The following is a 24901-nucleotide window of genomic DNA, read 5'->3' as shown; positions in this document are numbered from 1 at the left end:
CGAAACGGGGTATCTTCCAGTCATCTACAGGTAGACTGATCAATGCCGATATCAATGGAGCATTGAATATTCTGAGAAAGGTAATCGGTGATTCCCTTTCAGGGATAACCGATAGTGGGGATGTGAACTCCCCTGGAAGAATAAGACTTTCAAGGTAGACTTCTTCCGAAGTCACTGAGTCTTTAGCTCAGCGGTAGTTCACCTATAGTTGATCAGACATCAGCGGGGCACGATTCATCCCTCTTTAAATCATGGATTTTAAGAGCATGAGTGAACTCATGGGCTTTCTCTACCCCTGCGCCCCATTTCTCGTAAAAACCTCAACTATACCAAAAAAATATAATAATAAAAATTTATTATGTATTAATGAGGGATGAATAATCGTTGAACTTGAAAACATGGAACAAAATCCACCATTAGAAGAACAACAGGTACATTCAGTACCCAGTATAAAACAGACTGGGATTTTCGCCCTTGACAGAATTCTTGGTGGTGGACTGCCTGCAGGGTCGCTGACATATATTTCTGCAGACCCCAAATCAATGTCTGAAGTATTTTTGTACCAATTTACCCTCGCACGTAAAACATATTATTTTACCACAAACCGTAAACCTCTGTACGTGCATCAGGATATAATTAATCAGGGTTTTGATGCATCAAATGTTAATTTTATCGATATCTATAGTGAATACTACCTCACATCCAGTGGTGAAATAAGTGACAATATTGGAAATCAATACGCAGATACAAAAATAATAGAGTTCACCGAATATAATCTCAAAAATATAATAAATGATGCAAAAAACGATGATGTTAATATAATAATCGATAATTTTACATTCTTCATGAACCTAAATGTCAATATCAGCCTTTTGAAAAGAATTTTACATCTGTTATATGAATCAACAAAAGAAATCCAGAGCCTTACATATCTTTATGGTTTAAAAGGCAGCCATTCAGAAGATATTGAAAACGATATTTTTAATGCATCGGATGTTATTTTTGACGTCCACCTGGAACACAGTGTAGATAAAGTCAATAACAAACTCTCAGTTCCAAAAATTCGGGGTATGACACCAAAAACCGAAATCATAAAATTCAACATTGCAGAAGGCGGAATACAAATAGACACATCCAAGGATATTGCCTGATTATATACGAGCATTATAGGTTGCACACATACATGAACAATCCCTATTTTCTGGCAACCGGGATATTGTATCAGATATTACATCATATAGCAGGTTACGGGAATCATTCACAACATCCATTACTTCATCGACAGTAAGTCTTTCAGAACTCAATCCACATGCATAATTTGTAACTAGACCTATTGATGCATAGCAGATATCAAGTTCTTTTGCCAGTATTACTTCAGGCACCCCTGTCATACCCACAAAATCTGCAAAATGGCTCAACATATTAATCTCAGCTTTTGTTTCAAAACGGGGACCCTCGGTACAGGCATATACCCCTTCAAAATAGTTGAGACCTCTGCATACAAGTGATTCGGAAAGATGTTTTTTAATTTGCGGACAGTATGGCTGGGACATATCAACATGCATTGTTTTGTTGTCAAAAAAGGTAGAAATCCGGTGTTTGGTAAAATCCAGAAAATCATCAAACAATATAAAACTTCCAAGTGTGTGGTTTTTCATACTCCCCACTGAATTTACTGATATTATACGTTCTGCCTTGAGTTCATATACAGCCTGAATGTTGGCACGGTAATTAATTCTATGAGGAGGTACATGGTATTGTTCCCCTGAATGTCGAGGAATTACAGCGATGTTTTGGTCGGAAATTTTACCGATATAAACATCGACTTTACCAAATGATGTATTTACAGGATTTAACTGGAAACTTTTTAAACTGGAAAAAGCCAGTCCACCGATGATAACAACATCGATTTTTTCATTATGTGTATTTTGTTCCTGTATTTGATAACTGCTCATTATATCTTTCATGTCTGTTGTCAATGGATATTTTCATCCCCAATAAAGCGATTATAAAGGCACCAATAATGGAATACACAAAATACTGAAGACCGAAATCTGGTATTTCAGGGGAACTCAACAATGCGTTGATTGAAAGCAGATACGTACTGGCACCCCAGAACAATAACCCCATGGACACCGCGAAAAATAATGTAGACATATAGGGATAGATTGATTTACCACTTGCTTTAAGGTCAACCAATTTTCCGGAATATCCCGCCAGAAATGCTGCTGTATACCACCATACACTCTCGTTTATAAAAACTGTTGCAAGTGTAAGTATTCCATAATACCAAATTCCACCCTGTGTATAATATGTCCAGATTTCCAATGTTCCCTGAATGGTAGCAATAACTGCTATCAAAAATGCTGTTAGATAAGTTACAAAGGTTAACCTTCCTCCATGAAAGGCGTTTTTTACATTATTTAAAAACACAGCGAACTGGTCGTCCAGATTGAAACCTCTATAAAGCATATAGAGACCAACCGCCGCCAGAATACCTATAACTGCCCCTTCCGGATAATTCATAAGCAGGAATATTGCATAGATAAGAGCTGCCAACCCCAGCGGAACAAAAAAGGTCTGTGAGATTTTGGGGTCATTGAAAGCATGTTTTAAAAGATAATAGGTACTCTCAAGGTTTGCACTTTGCATTACAGTAACACGTTTTACAGAATCTATCTTGATTCTGGACTGCACTATGGGCATCAGAGTTTCGTCTTCTGCACCGTCTGAAATAAAAATTGCATTGTTTGCATTATAGGTTTTTAATATTTCATCAAGCTGTCTGGAGATATGCTGGTCTGCTACAACATTTACATTTCTGTCACCAGCAAGAAGTACAATTTCTGCATCAATCCCACGATTTAAAAGGTCATCCAGTACCTGTATGCCGCCAAATATTGTATTTGTATCCGAATCCTCAGGGTCGGCTGTTGCAAGCTTTACAGCAGCATCAATGTTATTCTTTCTGCCGATTACAGGTGTATTGATATGAGCTTTTTCACCAAGGTCATTATCTCTATCGATGCATATTACTAAAGTTTGCATACAACCTCTACATATTGTTTATAACGAATGTATAAATAAGTTCTTATAATAATGTTACCTGGTTAATTAACCATTCTGCCCATTTAAGTTTCTTTCTCTTAAAATCGGATACATTTTTATCAGTAAAATCAAAACCTGCAAGTTCTATCTTTGATGCACTGAACCGTCTGGCAAGATAAACACATCTATCCCCATCCGTAAATCCCCCGAAATTGTATACATTGTATAAGGGATGTGATTGGGTAGTTCCTATTACATTTTTAAAATGAGGCACGTATTTTCTAAGTTTATCAATGTTGTCTCCATGTGCATGAACAACCATCAATGAACCTTTATAATTTGCATCAATTTCCTTTTCTACATTCCCATCAAGGTCTGTGACAATGATATCCGGAACATTTCCTGCATTCATTAACGTTTCAACAGCACCATCTGCAGCAATTATAACATAATCTTGTAAGTCGAAAATTTTTAAATCATCGACAAGCGAAGGCGCATTACCACAAACCAAGACATTTTTCTTATTGATGGTTTTTCTCAAAATTGAAAGGTCACTGGTATAAGATAAACTGGATAAGAGGTCGGAAAGTATGAATGCTGACCTCTCATCCTCTTTTCTACTAAACCCAAAATCACTAAGGATTTTCTGATAGATTGTATCCCATGTATCAAAATCCATATCATACATTCCCTGAACTGGATTCAAGCGGGGAAATTGCAATTTCCATGGGTATCCCTTCCACATTCCAATCTTTCACATAATCCCCATCTGTGCTTATATTCGTACCAATAACAAGTGTATCTGCTCGGACTTCTTTTGAAATGTAGGTTTCCATGTTTTTGACAAGTTCTGCCACTCTTTCATCATCAATTTTTATCAAGCTTTTAACATTTTCTTCCACTGAAAGGTCGAGTTCTTTTCTCATATCCTGAACTCTGCGTATGACCTCTCTTGCAAATCCTTCCGATTCAATATCACTGGTGAGTGTGGCGTCCACATAAACAATGCCCCCTTCAAATTCAGCGCTTGCAACTGTATCAGGGAGAGTCCTCTGGAAGTTTACCATATCAGACGTTACAGTCGCAGCCGATGAATCAGAAAGTGATACACTAGATTCTCCATAACTGTCAATGGATTCTTTTAATTCAGAAGGATTAGATGATTTTATAGCGTTTATTACATCACCGGCGTTCTTTTTAAATACAGGACCTATTGCACTCGGGTCTGGTATAGCCTCAAGACCAAGTTCACTCCACTCTTCATCCGGGTCGAGTAATTCAATATCCTTTGCATTGGTCTGGTCCATCAATACTGAACGCAGATTATCTACAGCATTTGATGCTTCTTTATCATCGGGTGCAACCACAATACGCGAGACCGGCCACCTGAGTTTACGTTTTACCTTCTGACGTGCGTTGGCTGATGATTCAACTATAGACCTTGCTATCTGCATATGTGACTCGAGCTCTTTATCCACTTTTTCTTCCTCTGGTAAAGGCCAGTCATTCATGTGCACCGTAATTGGGGCATACTGGTCAACATTTCTCACCAGGTTCTGGTACATTTCTTCTGCCATGTGAGGTGTAAACGGTGCAATTAATTTTGAAAGTGTCACAAATACATCGTACAATACTCTATACGCTACAAGTTTGTCAGGGTCTTCGGATTCAACCCATGTTCTTGGACGTATTAGCTGGATGTACCATCTTGAAAGGTCTTCCAGAACAAATTCATTAATGGCTCTGATGGCTTTATGCAACTGATAATCACTCATTGCATCATCCACATCTTTTATGACAGACTGCATCCGTGAAAGGATCCATTTATCCTCTTTTCTCAGGTGTTTTGATATTAAATCCATCGATACTTGTTTAGGGTCAAAATTATCAAGAACCATGTAGGGAATAGGGAATCTATAGACATTCCATAAAATATTCAGGTTGCTGTACACCTGATTTACTCCTTCCCAGTTGAATTTCAAATCATCCCATGGTGCACTTGTGGAAAGAACATAAGCACGGAGAGTATCTGCTCCGTATTTATCTACTACCTCAAGAGGGTCAACAACATTACCCTGGCTCTTGGACATCTTTTTACCGTATTTATCAAGAGTAAATCCATGCATCATGACGCTTTCATAAGGCGACTGTTCAAACGCCACCATACTTGCTCCAAGCTGGGAATAGAACCAGCCCCGAGTCTGGTCGTGTCCCTCTGTGATGAAATCGGCAGGCCACCATCTATGGAAATCTTCTTCTGACTGCGGATAGCCCAGTGTTGCCCATGAAGCCACCGCAGAATCAAACCATACATCAAATACATCCTCTACCCGAGACATGGAGCCTCCACAATCACATTCTATAGTTAAATCATCAACATATGGTCGATGGAGTTCAATATGTTTACCTGCATTTGATTTTTTTATAAGCTCCTGCTTTGTACCAACAACATCTATCGACCCGCAACTGCTACATTTCCACACTGGTATAGGAATTCCCCAATACCTCTGACGGGATATGCACCAGTCCCTTGCTCCTTCTACCCAGTCTTTGAAACGGGACGTCCCCGCCCATTCAGGATACCAGTCCACTTTCTGAATTTCTGAAAGCATGTTTTGTTTAATATCTGATATTTTCAGGAACCATTGTACAGTTGCAAGATAGATATTGGGAGTTTTACATCTCCAGCAATGACCATATCGATGATTTATCGATTCTTCAGCAAGCAAAACTCCCCGATGTTTAAGGTCATTTATTATGGTCTGGTTGGCATCCCTGATGTGTTCACCAGAATATTTACCCGCTTCATCCAGATATTTACCATCTGCACCTACAGGACAGAATACCGGAATTCCATTTTCAACACCCACTTCAAAATCTTCCATACCGTGTCCTGGTGCTATATGGACACATCCGGTTTTTTCAGCTGTAACATAATCTGCTGTATAGATATTATGTTCAAATTCTGCCTGTTTTGAAACTGCATCTGCAAGCGGATGATGATAACTTAGACCCTCAAGGTCTTTACCGCTCATTTTCTCAAGGACTTCATAATCAGTATAACGACCTTGTTTCAAAACGTCCTCCACCAAATCGGATGCCAGAATCAAAACCTCGTCGTTACCTTCAGGATTTGTTGCTTTAACCTTTGAATACTCAAAAGAAGGATGAACAGCTACTGCCATATTTGAGGGGATTGTCCATGGTGTAGTCGTCCAGATTACAACATATGTATTTTCTTCTTCCTTTAATCGGAATTTTATGTAAATTGAAGGATCGGTAATTTCAAAATAATCTACTTCTGAATCCGCAATAGCTGTTTCACATCGCGGACACCAGTTTACAACACGCTGACCCTCTTCAAGCAGGTCTTTGTCGTACGCCTGTTTAAGAGTCCACCACGCGGCTTCGATATATTCATCACGTAATGTCATGTAAGGGTTTTCCCAGTCAAGCCATACACCGAGTGACTTGAACTGTTCGGTCATGTTATCTTTTTGTTCTATCGCAAAATTTTTACATTTATTTATAAAGTTTCCCACTCCATAGGTTTCAATGTCCTTTTTAGATTGGAAACCAAGAATACCCTCTACTTTCACTTCAATGGGTAAGCCGTGCATATCCCAACCTGCACGTTCATGGATGTCATAGTTATTCATGGAGAAGTAGCGCAGAATTGAGTCCTTTATAACTTTGTTCCATGCAGTACCAAGATGAATATGACCGGTTGTATAGGGCGGACCATCTACAAAGAAGAATTTACTGGCGCCTTCCCTTGATTCCCTTACTCGTTTGTACGCATTGTTCTCTTCCCAGAACCTGTGAATATTTTTCTCTATCTTATTTGCGTTATACTGACTGGTAATCTCCTGTAACATTTTTAATATTCTCCATGAATAAAAATTGATTTGCCATATCCTATAACAATAATTAATTTAAATGCTTTGGCTTTGTTTATTGGTTTGTGTACAAGTTAAAAGTAAATAAAAGTATTAGCATATTAATTGTTATTAGATTATAGGTTGCGCGCAATATTTAAAAAGTATATAGTTATTTTAGGCTATTGTAACATAAAATGTCTTTAAGGTGGTTTATTGAAAATCAAATCCAGAGTCCAACTCAGAAAAAGTACGAAAAATAAACTATTAAACGAACTTGTATCCACCTTCGGAGATGAGATAAAAAAACTTTCTGACAGCAAATTTGAGTGTGTAAAAACCGACAAATATTCAATAATAATGGTTGATAATAATCCACTGTTGTTTTTTATAGGTGACGAGATTTTCCCTACCGTTCGAGGTGCTCTGGAAATCAATCTAAACAGTAACAATGTATATGTGGATTCTGGTGCTGTCAAATTCGTTTCAAATGGGGCAGATATTATGTCTCCCGGTATTGTCAAGTCAGATCCCAACATAAAGAAAGGAGACCTTGTCATAATCAAAGAAGAAAATCATGGTAAACCACTTGCTGTAGGTAGAGCTATGATGGATGGTGAAGAGATGACAGGTAAATCAGGTAAGGCGGTTCAATCGGTACACTATGTAGGCGATGAATTGTGGAACCTCTCTATTTAATGGGTGGTTCAAAATACCGGAGTTTCTAAAAATATTCAATAAAAAATTAAATTAAACTGGAGTTATTAATATAATAATAACAGAACTTAAAAAGGTGTGACTATGGCGAAGTTTATGGATAAACTGTTTGGAAGCAGTACAAGTCAGGCAACAAGTGAAGACGAATTTACAGACCTTGATCTGAGTAAGTATGAAGAAGTTATAGATGATGAACCTGCAGAGACCTACATCAGAGTGGGAGAACTTACCAATCTGGATGAACTCAGTCAGTTAAAAAAAGAAATCTATGACGGAAATATATTGATGCTGGATATATCCAATATCAAAGCCGATAAACTTCTTCTTGACAGAGCACTTAAAGACCTGAAAGAAGTTGTTACCGATGTACAGGGTGACATTGCAGGACTCAAAGAAGACCAAGTTCTTGTTACACCCGCAGGTGTCAAAATCGATAGAGACAAAATAATTGGTGGAAAATATTGAACCAAGAAAACCATTCAGAAGACGGTTTTAATACTGAATCAAGCTGTCCGCTATGCCATGATGAACTGAAGATGCACTGGCAGACCGACCATATACCTTATTTCGATGAGATTCTTTATATAACTGCCAGATGCAGCTGTGGATTTAAATTTGCAGACACAATGATTACCACCCAAAAAGACCCTGTTCATTATGAAATAACAATTGAAAATAACAATGACCTGTATGCAAGAATAGTACGTTCAACATCTGGTACTATCAGGGTTCCTGAATTTGGCATAGCTGTAGAACCGGGACCTACTTCTGAATCATATGTTACAAATATTGAAGGATTATTAAACAGGGTTAAAAGCGTTGTACAGACCGCAGCCAAATGGTCAAAAGAAGAGGAAGAAAAATACAACCAATGCCTGGAAATTGAAAACTCCCTTGATGATACAATCGAAGGTCACCGAAAACTAACGATTGAAATCGATGATCCATTGGGCAACAGTGCAATAATATCAGACAGAGCAAAATCAAGAAAACTTAGTGATGAAGAAGTAGAAAACCTGAAAACCGGTATGATAATTTATGATGTTAATTCATCAGATATAAAAATCAATGATGAGGAATGTTAAATTATTTCCCGGTTCTGTAACACAGATAACAAATAGATAGATATATTTGAAGTGATATCCTATCTAAGTTTCAATAAAACAAACTTTGGTGACAGCATGGAAGAAGAAAATGAGTTGGCACTTCCTGCAAAAGAAAATTTTAGTGAATGGTACAATGACATCCTTGTTAAAGCCGAAATAATGGATGTTCGTTATCCTGTTAAAGGCTTGTATGTATGGAACCCTTTCGGTTTTTCCATTAGAAAAAAAGCTTATTCTATAATCAGAGAACTGCTGGATAGAGACCATGAAGAAACCCTCTTCCCACTCTTGATTCCTGAAAACGAATTTATGAAGGAAACAAAGCATATAAAAGGTTTTGAGGAAGAAGTATACTGGGTCACACATGGTGGTACATCACCACTGGAAGTTAATCTTGCTCTGCGTCCTACCAGTGAAACTGCGATATATCCCATCTACAAACTTTGGGTTCGTTCACATGCAGACCTGCCAATCAAATATTACCAGATTGTAAATACCTTCAGGTATGAAACCAAACATACAAGACCTCTTATCCGCCTGCGTGAAATAACCTCCTTTAAAGAAGCTCACACTGTACATGAAACATGGGAGGATGCTGCAGCACAGGTGGATGAGGCTATAAATAGATACCATGAATTCTACAAACGCCTCTGTTTGCCAGTACTTACATCAAAACGTCCTGAATGGGATAAATTCCCAGGTGCTGACTACACCATTGCAGTTGATGCTCTAATGCCCGATGGAAGAACACTGCAGGTTGGTACTGCCCATCATCTGGGTAACAATTTTGCAAAAACCTTTGACATAGAATACGAAGACCCTAATGGTGAACAGGTATATGCATACCAATCCTGTTATGGTATATCAGAACGCTGTATTGCAGCAATGATATCGGTACACGGTGACGATAAAGGACTCACCCTCCCACCGGAAATCGCACCCGTACAGGTTATTATCATACCGGTTATATTCAAGAATAAGGATAAAGAAAGCATTCTTGATGCCTGTAAAAATGTAAAAGAATCTCTGGAATCAGCAGGATTAAAAACCAAAATTGATACTAGTGATCGTAGACCAGGTGCCAAATATTACAGATGGGAAATGAAAGGCGTCCCACTAAGAATTGAAATAGGTCCAAAAGACCTGAAAAATGAATCTGTAATGATGGTACGGCGGGATACAGGAGATAAAGAGCAGATAGCAATGGATGATATCAATGATACTGTTGCAAGTAAGTTTGAATCAATAAAATCCAATCTGTATGAAAAAGCAAAAGCTGAACTTGAAAACAATATCATTGAATGTAACTCTCTTGATGAAATCGAAAACAAAATTGTTAAAGGCATACTAAAGATTCCATGGTGTGGTCAGGAAGAATGCAACGATGAATTGGAAGATAATATCGGTGCCGGTATACTTGGGATACCTGTAAATCAGGAAAATAACAGCGATTCCATGTGTCCTATCTGTGGTGGTGAAGCAAACACTAAAGTATACGTTTCAAGAACATATTAAATTAATTAACCAAAATTATGGGATGGAGATTTATATGGAACCGTCTGATTCATCAATAAACATTAGGAAACCAAATAATCCGTTGTTTCTCTGTGTACTTTCAAATACAAAAACATCACACATAGAAAAGATATCAGGTGCTGGGAAAACTGCCGAATTGACAGATTATACACCTGTGGGTGATGCCGAGATTGTTGAAAAAGGTGATATAATAACCGCTCCTATATTACCAATGACTCCCCCTTATGATACACCCACTCCATCCCTTACCACACGTGCAGCCCTAAAACTTGCTGATATACCGCACATGTTTATAAACTCTGGATTGAATTTTACACCCGAGGTACCTTTTGTTGATATGAAAACCTCCTCCGGAGAAGATATAAGAGAACCTGTTGCAGTGTCTGATGCACAGGATATTTTTGAAAGAGCGTACAAAATTGGTAAAAAAATACAGACAAAAACCGATTTTCTAATGATAGGTGAGAGTATAGCTGGCGGTACAACAACTGCCATGGCTGTCTTAAACGCTCTTGGATACGATGGTAATGTTAGTAGCAGTTCATCATTAAATCCTGTTGAACTGAAAACAGAGGTTGTTAAAGAAGGAATGGATGCATCTGGAGTAACGTTTGGAAGTCTCAGAGACAATCCAATACATGCTATAAAAACTCTCGGAGACCCTATGATGCCTACTGTTGCAGGTGTTGTTACAGGATTTAAAGAATCTAATAATACATCAAGAGTTGTACTTGCAGGCGGTACTCAGATGGCTGCAATATTTTCAGTAATAAAACATCTGGGATATAATACAGATAACATTACTATAGTAACCACACAATACGTTGTTAATGATAAAACTGCAAATTTTGAAAAATTAACTACTGAAATGCTTGGCGTTCCAATGGATTTTGTAGACCCTGGATACGGGAATTCGTCACATCCCGGTCTTTGTAGATATGAAGCCGGTGATGTTAAAGAAGGTGTCGGTGCAGGTGGAGCCATTTACCTTGCCCGGTTGATGGGCGTACCGGTGGATGATGTAAGAAAAGAAGTTGAACTTATGCTTGAGATTTTTGCCAGTAAAAAAACACAGGAACAGGTTTAAAAAAATAAAACTGATGAATATCAAACATATTCCGCAGAAGTCATGCGTCCGCAGTTTCTGCAGAAATACAAGATATTCATACCCAGTACCTGTTTCCTGAGCTGTGTATTACAACTGTCACATATACACTGTTCTTTCTGCATATTCACATTCCCCCATTATGCGAAAACCATTATTGAATCTATTCTGGCTGTACCTTTTTTAGTCCAGTATCTACATATACTACAGTATTGGAAGTTTTCACTTTCATATAAAGATTTAGATTTACATCTTGGACATTTGTCTAATATTTGCATATCTGCAAACTCCCCCTCTGATAAGAGCTTAATAAAAAAGGCTAACAGTTTAATGTTACCTAATTTCCCCATTAAGATAAAAACATTTTATTTTATAAATAGGTTTTTATCGCATCAAAAAAGCGGGATGTCAAATTTGTAAACAAATTAACTACTATATTATACCTAAGCAGTTTTTTTCACTAATTACTAAAATATCAACTACATAAAAATAAATTTTTAGGAAATAAGGACAAATCATATATAAAAGAGAGATATAAGTGTTTGATTAATGGATAAATACAATATCGATGAAGATTCGCTGGGAATACTTCGCAGAGGGACATCTCTATATTATGCTGGATCAGTAATCTTTGCAGCAGGTATTGTACTCTTGATAGTAGGTGTTGCATTTATAATAATGTCTCAGATTCATTACGGTTCAGAACCCGGCAAAATCATCCTTTCTGTAATTTTTATGGGTGGTGGAGCATCTCTGGTTTTAACCGGTACTAATCTGATGATGAAACAGACCAAATACGGATACTATATAACAGCCGCAGGTACAATTCTGGCTCTGTTGGCTCTTGCTATTTTCTCATCTATTTATCCACAGGGTTGGTATTATCCGACTGTAAGTTATGTTCTTGCCATGTATATTGTAGGTATTCTGGCATTGCTGGGCAACGGATTTGCTAACGTGGTTCTCTGGATAATATCCAGCAAATCAGAAACCGCTACAAGAAGTTCGCAGGAGAATTATACAGTACATAATGATGAAAGTATCCAGAGGGATATAGAAGAAGCAGTACAAAGCAGTATACAACAGTCATCCAGCGAATTGAAATTTAAAGACCAAAATTTTGGTAACGTCAGACTCGGAAAAGCATTCAATGAATCCCGTGGAAAAACCACAAGAGTTAAAGATGATATGAATGAAGCGGATAAATTAAAAAGAACCACATCAGGAAATAAAGTTAAATCCGGTTCATCAGAAGTTGATAAAATATCATCACAGTTGAGAGAAGCTATGGAAAATCAAACTGCTGAAAAAGGGGTTATTGAAAAAATAAAAGACCGATTTGACAAATATTTCTAAATTAATTGGTTTGTAAAAACTAAAGATGGATAATTTATCAAAATAGATTTATAAAAAACAGTTTAATATAAATTAATAGTTCTGATTAGAAGGTGGTATAGATGGCTAAAGGTCTTGATATTGGAACAATGAATATAATATGTGCAGAGAACGAGGGAGAAGATGTAGTCTTTACCCAGGAGAGGAACGCTTTTCTGGAACTGGATTCCAGCGACCTTACAAATATGATGCTTGATAGTGCAAAGGTGCTTTATATTGAAAAGGATGATAAAATATCCGTCCTTGGAGAGGATGCTTTCAACTTTGCTACAATTTTTGGTAAGGAAACCAGACGACCCATGAGATTTGGTATAATAAGCCCTAAAGAAAAAGACGCTATACCAATGATAAAATTAATCGTTGACAGAGTACTGGGTGATCCGGGATACCAGAATGAAGCACTGTGCATTTCATCTCCTGCAGACCCTATAGACCTTGATATGAACACTCTGTATCACAAAAAAATGACAGAGGCTCTTACCAAGAAAATGTCCTATGATACAAAAGTCATAGACGAAGGTCTGGCTGTTGTTTATTCTGAACTTGCAGATTCAAACTTTACAGGACTTGGTATCAGTATAGGGGCAGGTCTTACAAACGTAACACTTGCGTATATGGCTACACCTGTACTTTCATTCAGCATCGGGAGAGGTGGAGACTGGATAGATGAACAGGTTTCAAACGCCACTGGTTTACCAAAAGACCATGCATGTGTTACAAAAGAAAAAGGATTCAGGCTTGGTTCTGAAGTTGAAATAGGTGGACCCGAAGGTGCTCTTACTATCTACTACGATGCTCTTATGACCTATGTCATCCAGAACCTTAACAAGAAACTTGCAGAAATTACACCTCCAAACGTCAAATTCCCTGTTGCTGTTGCTGGTGGCAGTTCAAACCCACCCGGATTTAGCAAAATGTTTGAGAAAAAACTGAAAGAAGCAAACCTGCAAATTGACATATCAAACATAAACATTGCAACCGACCCATTGTATTCTGTATCAAGAGGTTGTCTGATAGCGGCAAGAACCCAAGAAGGAGAAGAAATGGGCAGAAACAAAAATGCAGATGACATACTGCAGGAAATAGAAGAAATCGGAGAAGGTGAAGAATAAAATACTACCTTCTTTTTTTATTCTTAATCAACGACACGCTCTTTCAAAATCTTCTTCAGAAACATCTCCACCAGGAGTATTTTCTGTAAAAATCTGTCCTTCAAAACAATAGATTTGTGCGCCTTTTTTCCACTCATCAGGAGAAAGTCCTGCTTTCAGGCATGTATGCGACAGAAATTCTGATGAGTCAAATCCCTGTTCTGTTGCCACCTGTGGCAATAAAAGACCCTGTGAATATCCTTTCTTCGCAATCAATCCGTGTTTTCCCACTTCCACATATTCAGAAAGTTCTTCTGGTGAAACGTCAACAAGTTCTGGTTGTGAAAGAATCGTAACCTCCAGTGTAATTGCATTCATTTCAGGTGATTCTACCGAAGGAAATCTCGGGTCATGTGTTGCTGCAGATATAGATGAATCAATAATAGCACTATCAAGCTGTGAATCCGGATATGGATGACCGATACATCCACGCAAATCTCCATCCTTTTTAAGAGTTACAAATACTCCCCTTTTCTCTTTAAAGATTGATGATAAATTAAACTCTGATGAGTCGATTATCTCTCCTGTTTCAAGATATGTTTCAATCGCACTCCGTGCCAGAGTTACTGCTGATTTTCCATCTTCTTTTGTTAGCATTACAAACCCCTTTTATATTAGTTATTTGACTTCTTTTAATATTTCTACACCTGGCAGTTTTTCACCTGCAAGATAATCAATACATGCACCACCTGCTGTACTTAAATGATAAAAGCTATCTTCAACGCCCATATTAAGGACTTCTGCAGATATATGACCACCTCCAACAATAGAATAACTTGCTTTTGCAGCTGCTTTTATAATTTCACGTGTACCAAGTGCAAACTCTTCGTTTTCAGAAACTCCCGCCGGACCATTGAGTACTACTGTTTTTGAATTTTCTATTTCTTTAGAATAGGATACAATTGTCTCAAGGCCAATATCATTTACAGGATGGTTCATTGTTGCAAGCTCATTTACACCCACTTCTATACGTTTTCCATTATCATTTAATGCAAGGTCTTGAGGTATTCCTATTTTGTCGTTGAATTTATCAAGCAGTGTTTTTGCTCTGTCAATTTGATCGGTATAGCCCTGTTTTTCAATAAATTTCATATTTTCTTCGCCTATATCAACACCTGATGCTGCAAGCATGACATTGCCCACCAAACCTGTGACAAGAACTCTGTCAACATCATTATTTGACAGCACATGCTCTATTACTTTCATGGAATCATCTACTTTTGCTCCTCCAAGTACAAAAATAGATGGTCTTCCACCTCCACTTTTACCCAGATCAAGAGACGTTACCTCTTTTTCCATGATTCTTCCTGCTCCACTTGGGAGTACATTGGTAAATCCCATGATAGACAGATGTGACCTGTGAGATACAGAAAATGCATCATTTAGGTATATATCAAAAAGGGGTGCCAGTTTTCTCACAAGATGAGTCTTTTCATGCTCGGATACCGGACGTTCAAGACTTTCCTCAGAATAGAACCTTACATTTTCAAGAAGTGCTACATCACCTTTTTCCATAGATGATATTTTCTGTCTTGCATGTGTACCGAAAATATCGTCTATATATTTTATCTCCTGACCGAGGTATTTGGACATTTTTGAAGCATGCGGACTCATTGTAGTGAAATCATTTTTACCCGCTCTGCTCTGATGTGCAAGCAAAACAACTTTAGCGTTTTTCAGTTCTTTTATCGTTGCTACATGACTCCTTATCCTCATATCATCAAGTATATTTCCTTCAGGATCCATGGGGGAGTTCAGATCTACTCTTACAAGAACAGTTTTATCTTCTGTATCAAAATCATCGATTGTGAGAAAATCCCTATCTGCCAATATATCCCTCGCCTGGGTTTAAATTTGTACCAAATTTTTCCCTATTATTTGTTGCGGATTTGGTAAACACTACTGTTATATTTATCTGTACCTTTTTTGATTACAAACCGATGGATTTGATGAAATTATCAACGTCTACATTATTATTAATTAATTCCATCATCTTTTCAATTTTAAGTTCCTGTTTTATCCGCGCACGACCTATTAAACTTTCCATGCGTTTGATTGTACTCATGGTATCACCGCGGACAAGGATTACAGGAATGTTTGCCTCTTCAGCACTACCAAGTACCGCTTCACTGGGACGTAGATTTCCTGTAAGAACCAAGCACTTTGCTTTTGCTTCAATTGCTGCAAGCTGTATGTCTGACCTGTCCCCGCCTGTAATCACCGCACAGTTTGGAACTCTTCTGAAGTATTTTATGGCTGAATTGACCTCCATTGCTCCGACCAGATAACGTTCAACCAGTGTGTTTAGGTTGTCTGCGCCTGTAAGCACTTCTGCATTCAAATCATCAACAATATCAGATATCGGAACCGATCGAAGGGTTATATCCTGTGGTATCACACCAAACACTTTAATTCCTTTTCTCTCAAGGTATGGAATTACAAGTTCTGAGACTTTTTCAAGATTGCTTTCTGGTACTTCATTCAATATAACACCAGCAACCATGTCAGAATCAGGTACCAGTTTTAAATCACATAGTATTCTGTCGATTGCATAAATCGAATCGTATCTGGTAACAAGCAGTATTTTAGAACCGAGTATCGAGGCGATTTCCGGATCTGAAAGATTATACATCGCTCCGCTGCCGATACCGCCACTGCCTTCTATAAAGACGATGTCTCTATTTCTGGATATATTCGAATATGCATCGGTTAATGTTTTATCAAAACGCTTTTCAACTCCCATGAGAGCATCATGGATTAAATTCTCCGTTTGAAGTATGGGGGTAATATCACTTAGAGAATCATCAAGACCGAGTAATGTACGGCTTTCTTCTGCATCCTCATCAGTCAAGAATCCGTCTTTATCAATTAACAGATTTCCTATTGGTTTCATATAACCTATAGAATAACCTCTGTCCTTCAAAATTCTTCCAAGACCATTACATAGTCCGCTTTTCCCCGAATATTCTTCGGATGAACTGATTAATATAGATACCAATATCTGCCTCCCATTAATTTCTGTTACATTGAACAATATGATTAAATTTATTCTTCTTCTCTTAATGTTAACCTGAGGTCCATAGCAACACAACCCTGATTATCAGGTAAAACTATCAACGGATTTATATCCAGTTCAAGTATCTGCGGAAAATCATTTACAAGCTGTGAAATTTTAATGAGTGTGTCGGCTACCGAATTAATATCATAGGGCTTTTCACCCCTTATTCCTGCAAGAATAGGATACGTTTTTATGGAAGATATCATATGTTTTGCTTCATCTCTGTTTATGGGTGCTACATTAAACGATACATCCTTTAACAGTTCTACATAAATCCCCCCCATTCCAAACATAAGAAGAGGTCCAAACTGAACATCCTGATTCATTCCAATGATCACTTCTTTTCCACCTGACACCATTTCCTGTACCTGTACACCGGTTATATCGGCATCAGGCATATACCGATAGACATCTGCCATCATAGTATGGTAGGCTCGTTCTACATCATCCGCATTTTTAAGGTTTAACCTTACCCCACCTACATCGGTCTTATGAGAGATGTCAGGAGATACAATTTTCATTACCACTGGATAACCTATCTGTTTGCAGGCTTTGATGGCTTCTTTTAGATTCTTCACTATTTTTGTTTTTACTGTTGGTATATCATAGGCTCTCAATATATCCAGTGATTCCAGACCAAGTGATAGCCTCTTGGACTGTGATGCTTCATCAATGACAGATTTGACTGTCTTTTTATCAGCAGTGATTTCTGGTGGTTTGGTATAGCTCTGTTTCCTGATATTATTATAGGTACTCAAAGCCCTCATACTGGCAACTGCTCTTTCAGGGAACGGATAATTTGGAATACTGTAGTCGTTTAATATTTTTTCACCTTCTGAAACCTGTGTACCTCCAACAAAACTACAAAGAATCGGTTTTATGGATGTTTTGACCTTGTCCGCAACTATTTCAGCTACTTTATCAACTTCAGTCATAGCCTGTGGTGAAGTCAGAATTATTATTCCATCAACATGAGGATCCTCCAGCAATACATCAATTGCAAATGCGTAAAGGTCAGACCCAGCGTCACCAAGTAAATCCACAGGATTATAAAGGTTGGAATTTGGAGGTAGATTTTCTCGGAGAGTTCGTATAGTAGATTCATCAAATGATGCCAGAGAAAGTCCTTCATTGTAACATGCATCCGCTGTCAATATCCCAAAACCACCTGCATTTGTCAGAATTGCCATGTTTCTACCTTTCGGTACAGGCTGGGACGAGAATGCACGAATATAATCCAGCATTTCCTGAAGCGAATCAGCACGTATTATCCCACTCTGTCGGAATGCAGCATTATAGGCTTCATCAGAACCTGCAAGAGTACCCGTATGAGACGAAACAGCTCTTGAACCTGCAGATGTCCTACCGGATTTGACCATTACCACAGGTTTAACACCGGTAACTCTGCGTGCTATGTCTATAAACTCATGACCGTTTTTCACACCTTCAAGATAAGCTGCTATTACTGCTGTGGAGTCATCATTGCATAATTCCTGAAGAAAATCATTTTCTGAAAGATCTGCCTTATTCCCGAGACTTATAAACTTGGAAAAGCCCACTCTGTTTTTATCAGCCCAGTCAAGGGTTGATGTACATATCGCTCCTGATTGGGACATTAATCCAATGTTTCCTTTATGTGCCATGAAAGAGGCAAATGATGCATTAAGGTTGGATGTAGTATCTATCAAACCAAGACAGTTTGGACCAAGCATCCGTATACCATATTTCCGAGCGGTTTCTACAGATTCTCTTTCCAGTTTTGCTCCTTCTATACCTGCTTCCTTGAAACCTGCAGATATAACTATAACACTTTTTACTCCTGCACGCCCACATTTATCAATGGTTTCTGGTACAAACCGGGCAGGTATCACAATAACAGCCAAGTCGATGTTATCAGGAACATCCAAAATATCAGGATAACATTTCAAACCCATTATCTCTTCAGAATTTGGGTTTATAGGTACAATATCGCCATCAAAATCATTAACAAGGTTTTTAAGCACCGAATTCCCTACTTTTCCTTCTGTACGTGATGCCCCTATAACGGCTACTGAATCCGCATTAAACATCTTTTCCAGCATATTTTTACTTAACCACCTACTAATATCTAATATTTGATTATAGATAAGTTTAAGGGAGAAGAACATTAGTTAATTGAGATAATAATTAAAGATAAATGTTAATACGGTGAATGTCCCATGAAAATATTAGGTATTTCAGGAAGTCCTAATGAAAACGGAAACAACGAAAAATTAATTAATCTGTGTCTGGAAACTGCAAAAAACAGAGGTTTTGAAACCGATCATATTTTTATATCTTCTTTAAATATAAAACCCTGCAAAGCATGTGGAGTTTGTAAAAACGGTGAACCATGCCCAATAGATGATGATATGGATCAGGTATATCAGCAATTAAAAGATGCTGATGGATTTATAGTGTCTTCTCCAGTATATTTTGGATCTGCAACCGCACAAATCAAAGCACTCTTTGACAGAAGTGTTTTACTCAGAAGACAGGGTTTCCAATTAGAGAACAAACCCGGTGGAGCACTGGCAATCGGTGGATCAAGAAACGGTGGACAGGAAAAAACATTGCAAATTATTCATGACTGGATGCACATACACGGTATGATTGTAGCAGGAGACAACAATCATTTCGGCGGAACCCTGAAAAAACCCATTGATTCTGATGAAGAAGGTACAAAAACCGCAAACAAAACAATTGAAAAAATATGTGACATCCTTAACCTGATGAAATGAGAATTATTAGAACCAAACAAGTTTCTCAGGTATTAGTGCTAATAGCTATCAAGAGATGACCCCATTTGCAGGATAGCTCTCTTATCCAAAAAACGAAAGGTTATATTTATCAGTGGTTCCAGAACGAATCAGTATTTACAAATACCCTTGCAACGGTAGTAGGTATTCTTACTGGTTTAGCCATCGTTATCTACGAACACCTGATAAAAGACTTTACTAATTTTTTCTTTGGGACAGTTTCCCAGTACCCCTCATATTTTGTAATTCTGGTTCCTGCAACTGGTGGTTTACTGGTAGGACTTATCAGCTACATGTTTGTAAATTCAAGACGTAGTGATGTCGAAGAGATAATAGAATCAAGCGCCCTACATGATGGAAAAATACGGCATAAACATGCTTTTCTGGAAGTTTTATCATCCCTTATATCTATAAGCTCTGGTGGTTCGGTTGGTAAAGAATCACCAGGTGTACTGGCTGGTTCAGGTATAGGGTCATATGTTGCACATATGCTGAAAACAAACCGCGAACATTCCAAGATACTTGTAGGATGCGGTGCCTCTGGAGGAATCGCAGCTGCTTTCAACGCACCTCTTGCAGGTGTTGTATTTGTTGTAGAAGTTATATTTGGTGAATTAAAATCTAACACTTTCATTCCAATTGTTGTCGCTGCAGTTTTTTCTAACCTTGTTTCCAATATGATATTTGGAGTTATGCCAATAGAGGTTTCATATTTTAAACTGGTAAGTCCAGTAAGTGAACTGTTTTTATATCTGATACTGGGAGTGCTTGCAGGTGTTGTATCCATAATTCTTATCAGATCAATGTATCTGTTCTATGACGGGTTTCATAAACTACCCTTCCATCCTATATCCAAACCTGCAATTGGAGGTCTTGGCGTTGGTCTGATAGGACTTTTCTATCCCCAGATTTTTGGTGTAGGATACAATGTAATAATGGATGTTCTGGCAAATGAATTCACGATGCAGCTCATGTTGATATTGCTGGTTCTGAAAATTTTTGCGTTTTCTCTCACCCTTGGATCAGGCGGTTCTGGAGGGTCGATTGTTCCTGCATTATTTGTTGGCGCTATGCTTGGTGGTGTATATGGAAACATCGTCAATGGTATGTTTCCGGGTATGACTGCAGAGGCAGGAGCATACGCAATGGTTGGTATGGGTTCTGTATTTGCAGGTACACTGCATGCTCCACTTACTGGAATGCTTATCCTTTTTGAACTGACAAGAGATTACCAGCTAATCCTTCCTCTTATGTTTGCATGTGTTATCAGTAATGCGATACCAAATGCGCTCCGCCTTGAATCATTATATACTGAAGGACTGAGACGTCGTGGACTGAAAATATGGGGAGGCCAACAGGTTGATGTTATGAAGTCCATGCTTGTTGAAGATGCAATGATCAAAGATGTACAATCTGTACTGGAAAATAACACTGTTGGTACATTGATACATATGATGCAATCAAGCAAACATGGAGGATTTCCTGTACTCGATCTGAATCGTAAACTACGTGGTATTGTTACCCTGCAGGACTTACGTGAAAAAGTCAAGTATGGAGAAGTTAACCAGAGAATTTCGGAAATAATGTACAAAAATGTAGCCGTAGCCTACCCCGATGAAACACTGGACACTGTTCTTAACCGACTTGCTAAACTTGACATAGGAAGACTTCCTGTTGTGTCAAGAGATGACGAAACCGAACTGTTAGGATTAATCACCCGAAGTGACATAATCAATAGTTACAACAAGAAAATCATTACAAGGAAACAGGAAAGTGAAGAAGGATAATCTCAGTAATTTAATATATAACATTACTCCACTTTTGGATTTATGGGGGAGTGACTGAGATGGTATCTAAGAAAAAATTCGTTTTACTAATTGCTATAATCCTGATTGTAGGAATTTTTGCAGGTTTTTTGTGGAACAATTTTATCGCTGAAAGACAAGATAATTTGACATCATATAATCTATCAGAAGTTGGAAATGACAGTGGTTCAGAAACATTTGCAACCACTATGGCTAACAACCTTGTTATACCATGGTCGATTGATTTTTTGCCCGATGGCAGTATTATATTTACAGAAAGACCCGGTAGAATACAAATGATTGATGTTGAACAGGGTCGGTTACAAAAACCACTCCTAACCATTGACGAAGTTGCTCATAGTGGAGAAGGCGGTTTACTAGGGATTACTCTTCACCCAGATTTCAGCGACAACCAATGGGTTTATGTCTACTATACCTATGAGGATGGCGAAAACACCGCAAATAAGGTTGTACGGTTAGAAAAGAACAATCATAACCTTGTAAACAAAACGACTATTATAGATGATATTCCTGGAAGTTTTATACATAACGGTGGCAGAATAAAATTTGGTCCTGATGGGTATCTTTACATCACCACCGGCGACTCGGCAAATAGTGAATTTGCCCAGAATAAAAATTCACTGGCAGGAAAAATACTTCGACTGGAAGATGATGGTTCAATTCCCGAAAGTAATCCTTTCCCTGATTCTCCTGTTTATTCGCTTGGTCACAGGAACCCTCAGGGTCTTGCATGGGACAATCAGGATAGATTATGGTCTACAGAACATGGTTCATCTGCAACCGACGAACTGAATCTTATAAAACCAGGCAACAATTACGGATGGCCTGTAATCCAGGGTGATGATACTTCCAACGGACTTGAAAATCCCGTAATCCATAGTGGTAGTCAAACATGGGCTCCGTCAGGTGCTGCCTATTTGAATGGTTCTGTTTATTTTGCAGGGTTGCGGAGTCAAAGTTTATATGAAGCAGAAATAGGAGATAATAAAAGTATAGACCTGAAACGTCATCTTAAGAGGAAGTTTGGAAGGTTAAGAGGTGTAGTTGTTGGTCCTGATGATTTCCTCTACATATTCACCAGCAACCGTGATGGTCGGGGAGTACCTACAGAAAATGATGACCAGATTATCCGGATATATCCCAAAAATTTGTCCACATCAACAGATAAAAACTAACACTTTTTAATTTGTATTTTTTTATTTAAAGTCGATGTGCAATCCCCATTAAGGCAGTGTTCAACGATTTTATTTTAAGTATTGTATAAATAAAAGAAAGGAGATTAATCATAACCTTTCATGAATGAAAAATCATTTGTTTTCTGGTACTCTGCTACATTCATTTTGTAATAAAATATTGTATTGTTCTCATACAGTTGACTCAATTTTGTTTCAATGTCTTTAATAGCATCGTATTCGTTTGTTTCAAATTTTAGTATATCCGGTTCTAAGGGCGATTCTTTGCTATCCAATTCTATATTAAATCCGCCGTATTGTTTTACCAGACCAAGTATTTCTTCTTTATTTACATCGCTTTTGTATTCCATATTTATTTTGTATAGATTCATTTTATCACGAGAAACGTCGCAAGGAAGCTCACTGCTTCAGCAGTGTGAGGAATTGCGACCATCGGTTTTTATATCTGTATTTAAATTAAGTTTGTCTAATTGATAAGTATATCCATCGAACCTCTGTATGAGTTTCAGATATTTCTGACTGCTCTCTCACGAGTAAACTCGTGAGGTTCTATTGAACCATGAGAGCCTCAACCTTTGACGAGGTTGAGCAGTTGCTGATTCATGGACGGTACTTGCGAACTGATGTCGAAACCAGTCGTAGAGGTACCATCTCCACAGCCGTTGATTCCCGCGAGCCCCACGGTATGCATTGTTGGGTTATAATACGATGATTTTGTCAGGATGTTGATTGAGGCGTTGAAATCTCTATCGATTTCTAACCCACAATTATTGCAGTGAAACGTTCTCTCATCCAATTTCAGTTTTTCTTTCTTCTTTCTTCTACAATGAGAACAGACCTGAGAGGTATAATTAGGATTGACCTTGTCCACTATTTTACTTCTTTTAGCAGCTTTGTATGTTACATACTGGACCAGTTTGTTCCAGCCAACATCCGATATGGATTTGGCTAATCTATTATTCTTTACAAGGTTTTTTATTTTTAAATCCTCAAATACAATCAGGTCGTATCTCTCTACCAATAATTTGCTCAGACAATGCGAGAAATGGTTTCTAGCAGCAACAACTTTCCTGTGAATTCTGTTCACTTTCTGTTTCTGCTTATTATAATTGTTTGATCTGAATTTCATTCTCGATAATTTTCGCTGTTCTTTAGCAAGTCTTTTCTCAGCTTTCCTGAGAAATCTTGGTGGGTTGACAAAATCATCATCTGATGTAGTTATGAAAGATTTCAGTCCCAGATCAATACCTACAGCGTTTTCAGGTGTTTCAGGAGTTGGGTTTTCTGACAATTCTACGGTCAGATATGCAAACCATTGTTTACCTTCCTTTTTCAGAGTGCAGGTCTCCAGTTCGCCATCTGGTAGTATATCGACATCAATCTTGATGGGATTTGATTTACCGGTTATTTTGGATAAATATAACTTATCTTCTTCAAGTTTCCACCCGTTCCCATGCTGTTTATATCTGAAACTACTGAAATCTTCTTTGTTCTTGAATTTGGGATGACCTTTAGGGAGAATTCCATCGTATTTGATGAGTCCTGAAGAATTGTTTCCACAAGGAACATCTCTCTTCTTGACCAACATCCCTTTTTTAGGTTTGGTGTTTTTCAGTCTCCCTTTTTTCAAATCATCAAAAAACTTGTCATAAGCAAAACATAATCTCTGGAATATATCCAGTCTTACTGATGAATGTATAGGATAATCCAGATTCTTCAGGTATTTTTCCAGATCTGATCTTTTTACAGATAGACCGGATCTTTCGTATAAATCGACTTGGAGTGACAGAAGATGGTTCCAGATTGACCTGCAGTACTCTAAAGTTTCATCCAGTTTTTCCTCCTGTTCAGGAGTAGGATGTATCTTGAATCTTAGATTCCTGTAGTTCTGACCTTCTTTGCGAACCATCGACTCCACCCTTTCACTAGATACTGATTATACGTTTTGAAACTATATAAATTTGACCTGATGCTAGCGATTATACCATATAGTCTATAGTTAATCAGAAATCAGCGGGGTACGATTCATCCCTCTTTAAACGGAGTTTAAAGATTTCTTTAAATCATGGATTTTAAGAGCATGAGTGAACTCATGGGCTTTCTCTACCCCT

22 protein-coding genes and 1 pseudogene are annotated in these 24901 nt (G+C 38.0%); 12 read left to right on the top strand and 11 right to left on the bottom strand.

What is annotated here, in order from left to right; all coding sequences use genetic code 11:
• Positions 1 to 158 (top strand): annotated as a pseudogene (locus QZ276_RS06340) (RNA-guided endonuclease TnpB family protein); the annotation flags it as partial.
• A 240-nt stretch (positions 159 to 398) separates the two neighbouring features.
• Positions 399 to 1151, top strand: coding sequence for an RAD55 family ATPase (locus QZ276_RS06335; protein WP_292486335.1), 753 nt, complete (start codon positions 399 to 401; stop codon positions 1149 to 1151).
• Here the strand turns inward: QZ276_RS06335 and QZ276_RS06330 are convergent, their stop codons facing one another.
• The 4 genes from QZ276_RS06330 to ileS are packed head-to-tail and all read right to left on the bottom strand — an operon-like array spanning position 1152 to position 6926.
• Positions 1152 to 1967 carry an MTAP family purine nucleoside phosphorylase gene (locus tag QZ276_RS06330; RefSeq protein WP_292486333.1) on the bottom strand — a complete coding sequence of 272 codons (816 nt, stop codon included), beginning with the start codon at positions 1965 to 1967 and terminating at the stop codon, positions 1152 to 1154. It lies immediately after the preceding gene.
• Positions 1918 to 3048, bottom strand: a complete 1131-nt coding sequence (locus QZ276_RS06325) for a DUF373 family protein (RefSeq protein ID WP_292486331.1) — start codon at positions 3046 to 3048, stop codon at positions 1918 to 1920. Before QZ276_RS06325 ends, QZ276_RS06330 begins: the two co-directional genes overlap by 50 nt.
• 43 nt (positions 3049 to 3091) lie before the next feature.
• Complete coding sequence (locus QZ276_RS06320) at positions 3092 to 3727, bottom strand: 6-hydroxymethylpterin diphosphokinase MptE-like protein (protein WP_292486329.1); 636 nt, start codon at positions 3725 to 3727, stop codon at positions 3092 to 3094.
• Position 3728: 1 nt separating this feature from the next.
• Complete coding sequence (gene ileS, locus QZ276_RS06315; RefSeq protein WP_292486327.1) at positions 3729 to 6926, bottom strand: isoleucine--tRNA ligase; 3198 nt, start codon at positions 6924 to 6926, stop codon at positions 3729 to 3731.
• Between the two features lie 216 nt (positions 6927 to 7142).
• On the opposite strand from ileS, the gene QZ276_RS06310 reads away from it, so the two are divergent.
• The 5 genes from QZ276_RS06310 (at position 7143) to cobT (ending at position 11372) form a co-directional block, all read left to right on the top strand.
• Positions 7143 to 7625: an RNA-binding protein gene (locus QZ276_RS06310; RefSeq protein WP_292486325.1), complete on the top strand. Its 483-nt coding sequence runs from the start codon at positions 7143 to 7145 to the stop codon at positions 7623 to 7625.
• Between the two features lie 102 nt (positions 7626 to 7727).
• Positions 7728 to 8108: a cell division protein SepF gene (gene sepF, locus QZ276_RS06305; protein ID WP_292486322.1), complete on the top strand. Its 381-nt coding sequence runs from the start codon at positions 7728 to 7730 to the stop codon at positions 8106 to 8108.
• Positions 8105 to 8728, top strand: a complete 624-nt coding sequence (locus QZ276_RS06300; protein WP_292486320.1) for a ZPR1 zinc finger domain-containing protein — start codon at positions 8105 to 8107, stop codon at positions 8726 to 8728. The genes sepF and QZ276_RS06300 overlap by 4 nt, the downstream gene beginning before the upstream one ends.
• A gap of 96 nt (positions 8729 to 8824) precedes the next feature.
• The gene (gene proS, locus QZ276_RS06295) at positions 8825 to 10264 is read left to right on the top strand and encodes a proline--tRNA ligase (protein WP_292486318.1); all 1440 of its coding nucleotides are present in this window, start codon (positions 8825 to 8827) and stop codon (positions 10262 to 10264) included.
• Between the two features lie 34 nt (positions 10265 to 10298).
• Positions 10299 to 11372 (top strand): nicotinate mononucleotide-dependent phosphoribosyltransferase CobT, encoded by a 1074-nt coding sequence (cobT, locus tag QZ276_RS06290; RefSeq protein ID WP_292486315.1) that lies wholly within the window; start codon positions 10299 to 10301, stop codon positions 11370 to 11372.
• 20 nt (positions 11373 to 11392) lie between these two features.
• Here cobT and QZ276_RS06285 read toward each other — a convergent pair whose 3' ends face one another.
• Positions 11393 to 11515 carry a hypothetical protein gene (locus tag QZ276_RS06285; RefSeq protein ID WP_013195310.1) on the bottom strand — a complete coding sequence of 41 codons (123 nt, stop codon included), beginning with the start codon at positions 11513 to 11515 and terminating at the stop codon, positions 11393 to 11395.
• A gap of 424 nt (positions 11516 to 11939) precedes the next feature.
• On the opposite strand from QZ276_RS06285, the gene QZ276_RS06280 reads away from it, so the two are divergent.
• Positions 11940 to 12746, top strand: coding sequence for a DMT family transporter (locus QZ276_RS06280; RefSeq protein ID WP_292486313.1), 807 nt, complete (start codon positions 11940 to 11942; stop codon positions 12744 to 12746).
• A 101-nt stretch (positions 12747 to 12847) separates the two neighbouring features.
• Positions 12848 to 13897: a hypothetical protein gene (locus tag QZ276_RS06275; protein WP_292486311.1), complete on the top strand. Its 1050-nt coding sequence runs from the start codon at positions 12848 to 12850 to the stop codon at positions 13895 to 13897.
• Between the two features lie 27 nt (positions 13898 to 13924).
• Here QZ276_RS06275 and QZ276_RS06270 read toward each other — a convergent pair whose 3' ends face one another.
• The 4 genes from QZ276_RS06270 to acs all read right to left on the bottom strand — a co-directional run bounded on the left by QZ276_RS06270 (position 13925) and on the right by acs (position 19075).
• A complete protein-coding gene (locus QZ276_RS06270) occupies positions 13925 to 14533 on the bottom strand; it encodes a TIGR00296 family protein (RefSeq protein ID WP_292486309.1) in 609 nt (202 codons plus the stop codon).
• Between the two features lie 21 nt (positions 14534 to 14554).
• Entirely contained in the window at positions 14555 to 15766 is a 1212-nt protein-coding gene (gene pgk, locus QZ276_RS06265) for a phosphoglycerate kinase (RefSeq protein WP_292486307.1), read from the bottom strand.
• 100 nt (positions 15767 to 15866) lie between these two features.
• Positions 15867 to 16934, bottom strand: a complete 1068-nt coding sequence (locus tag QZ276_RS06260; RefSeq protein WP_292484166.1) for a phosphotransacetylase family protein — start codon at positions 16932 to 16934, stop codon at positions 15867 to 15869.
• Between the two features lie 47 nt (positions 16935 to 16981).
• Positions 16982 to 19075, bottom strand: coding sequence for an acetate--CoA ligase alpha subunit (acs, locus tag QZ276_RS06255; protein ID WP_292484168.1), 2094 nt, complete (start codon positions 19073 to 19075; stop codon positions 16982 to 16984).
• 117 nt (positions 19076 to 19192) lie between these two features.
• On the opposite strand from acs, the gene QZ276_RS06250 reads away from it, so the two are divergent.
• The 3 genes from QZ276_RS06250 to QZ276_RS06240 all read left to right on the top strand — a co-directional run bounded on the left by QZ276_RS06250 (position 19193) and on the right by QZ276_RS06240 (position 22772).
• Positions 19193 to 19753 (top strand): flavodoxin family protein, encoded by a 561-nt coding sequence (locus QZ276_RS06250; RefSeq protein WP_292486305.1) that lies wholly within the window; start codon positions 19193 to 19195, stop codon positions 19751 to 19753.
• A gap of 65 nt (positions 19754 to 19818) precedes the next feature.
• Positions 19819 to 21558, top strand: coding sequence for a chloride channel protein (locus tag QZ276_RS06245; RefSeq protein ID WP_292486303.1), 1740 nt, complete (start codon positions 19819 to 19821; stop codon positions 21556 to 21558).
• Between the two features lie 59 nt (positions 21559 to 21617).
• The gene (locus QZ276_RS06240; protein WP_292486301.1) at positions 21618 to 22772 is read left to right on the top strand and encodes a PQQ-dependent sugar dehydrogenase; all 1155 of its coding nucleotides are present in this window, start codon (positions 21618 to 21620) and stop codon (positions 22770 to 22772) included.
• 104 nt (positions 22773 to 22876) lie between these two features.
• On the opposite strand, the gene QZ276_RS06235 is transcribed toward QZ276_RS06240, so the two are convergent.
• Positions 22877 to 23161, bottom strand: coding sequence for a hypothetical protein (locus tag QZ276_RS06235; protein WP_292486300.1), 285 nt, complete (start codon positions 23159 to 23161; stop codon positions 22877 to 22879).
• Between the two features lie 197 nt (positions 23162 to 23358).
• Entirely contained in the window at positions 23359 to 24699 is a 1341-nt protein-coding gene (locus tag QZ276_RS06230) for a transposase (protein WP_292486298.1), read from the bottom strand.
• Positions 24700 to 24901 lie beyond the last annotated feature (202 nt).

This window comes from Methanohalobium sp., from assembly GCF_018609725.1.
In the GTDB taxonomy this organism is placed as follows: Archaea; Halobacteriota; Methanosarcinia; order Methanosarcinales; family Methanosarcinaceae; genus Methanohalobium.
Note: the sequence above shows the minus strand (reverse complement) of the source record. Positions and strands in the feature narration are given on the sequence as shown.

What these genes read in the sequence shown, in the direction of transcription:
- QZ276_RS06335 (WP_292486335.1), top strand. Translation starts at nt 399, where the DNA reads ATGGAACAAAATCCACCATTAGAAGAACAACAGGTACATTCAGTACCC.
- QZ276_RS06330 (WP_292486333.1), bottom strand. Translation starts at nt 1,967, where the DNA reads ATGAAAGATATAATGAGCAGTTATCAAATACAGGAACAAAATACACAT.
- QZ276_RS06325 (WP_292486331.1), bottom strand. Translation starts at nt 3,048, where the DNA reads ATGCAAACTTTAGTAATATGCATCGATAGAGATAATGACCTTGGTGAA.
- QZ276_RS06320 (WP_292486329.1), bottom strand. Translation starts at nt 3,727, where the DNA reads ATGGATTTTGATACATGGGATACAATCTATCAGAAAATCCTTAGTGAT.
- ileS (WP_292486327.1), bottom strand. Translation starts at nt 6,926, where the DNA reads ATGTTACAGGAGATTACCAGTCAGTATAACGCAAATAAGATAGAGAAA.
- sepF (WP_292486322.1), top strand. Translation starts at nt 7,728, where the DNA reads ATGGCGAAGTTTATGGATAAACTGTTTGGAAGCAGTACAAGTCAGGCA.
- proS (WP_292486318.1), top strand. Translation starts at nt 8,825, where the DNA reads ATGGAAGAAGAAAATGAGTTGGCACTTCCTGCAAAAGAAAATTTTAGT.
- cobT (WP_292486315.1), top strand. Translation starts at nt 10,299, where the DNA reads ATGGAACCGTCTGATTCATCAATAAACATTAGGAAACCAAATAATCCG.
- QZ276_RS06285 (WP_013195310.1), bottom strand. Translation starts at nt 11,515, where the DNA reads ATGCAGAAAGAACAGTGTATATGTGACAGTTGTAATACACAGCTCAGG.
- QZ276_RS06280 (WP_292486313.1), top strand. Translation starts at nt 11,940, where the DNA reads ATGGATAAATACAATATCGATGAAGATTCGCTGGGAATACTTCGCAGA.
- QZ276_RS06275 (WP_292486311.1), top strand. Translation starts at nt 12,848, where the DNA reads ATGGCTAAAGGTCTTGATATTGGAACAATGAATATAATATGTGCAGAG.
- QZ276_RS06270 (WP_292486309.1), bottom strand. Translation starts at nt 14,533, where the DNA reads ATGCTAACAAAAGAAGATGGAAAATCAGCAGTAACTCTGGCACGGAGT.
- acs (WP_292484168.1), bottom strand. Translation starts at nt 19,075, where the DNA reads ATGCTGGAAAAGATGTTTAATGCGGATTCAGTAGCCGTTATAGGGGCA.
- QZ276_RS06250 (WP_292486305.1), top strand. Translation starts at nt 19,193, where the DNA reads ATGAAAATATTAGGTATTTCAGGAAGTCCTAATGAAAACGGAAACAAC.
- QZ276_RS06240 (WP_292486301.1), top strand. Translation starts at nt 21,618, where the DNA reads ATGGTATCTAAGAAAAAATTCGTTTTACTAATTGCTATAATCCTGATT.
- QZ276_RS06235 (WP_292486300.1), bottom strand. Translation starts at nt 23,161, where the DNA reads ATGAATCTATACAAAATAAATATGGAATACAAAAGCGATGTAAATAAA.
- QZ276_RS06230 (WP_292486298.1), bottom strand. Translation starts at nt 24,699, where the DNA reads ATGGTTCGCAAAGAAGGTCAGAACTACAGGAATCTAAGATTCAAGATA.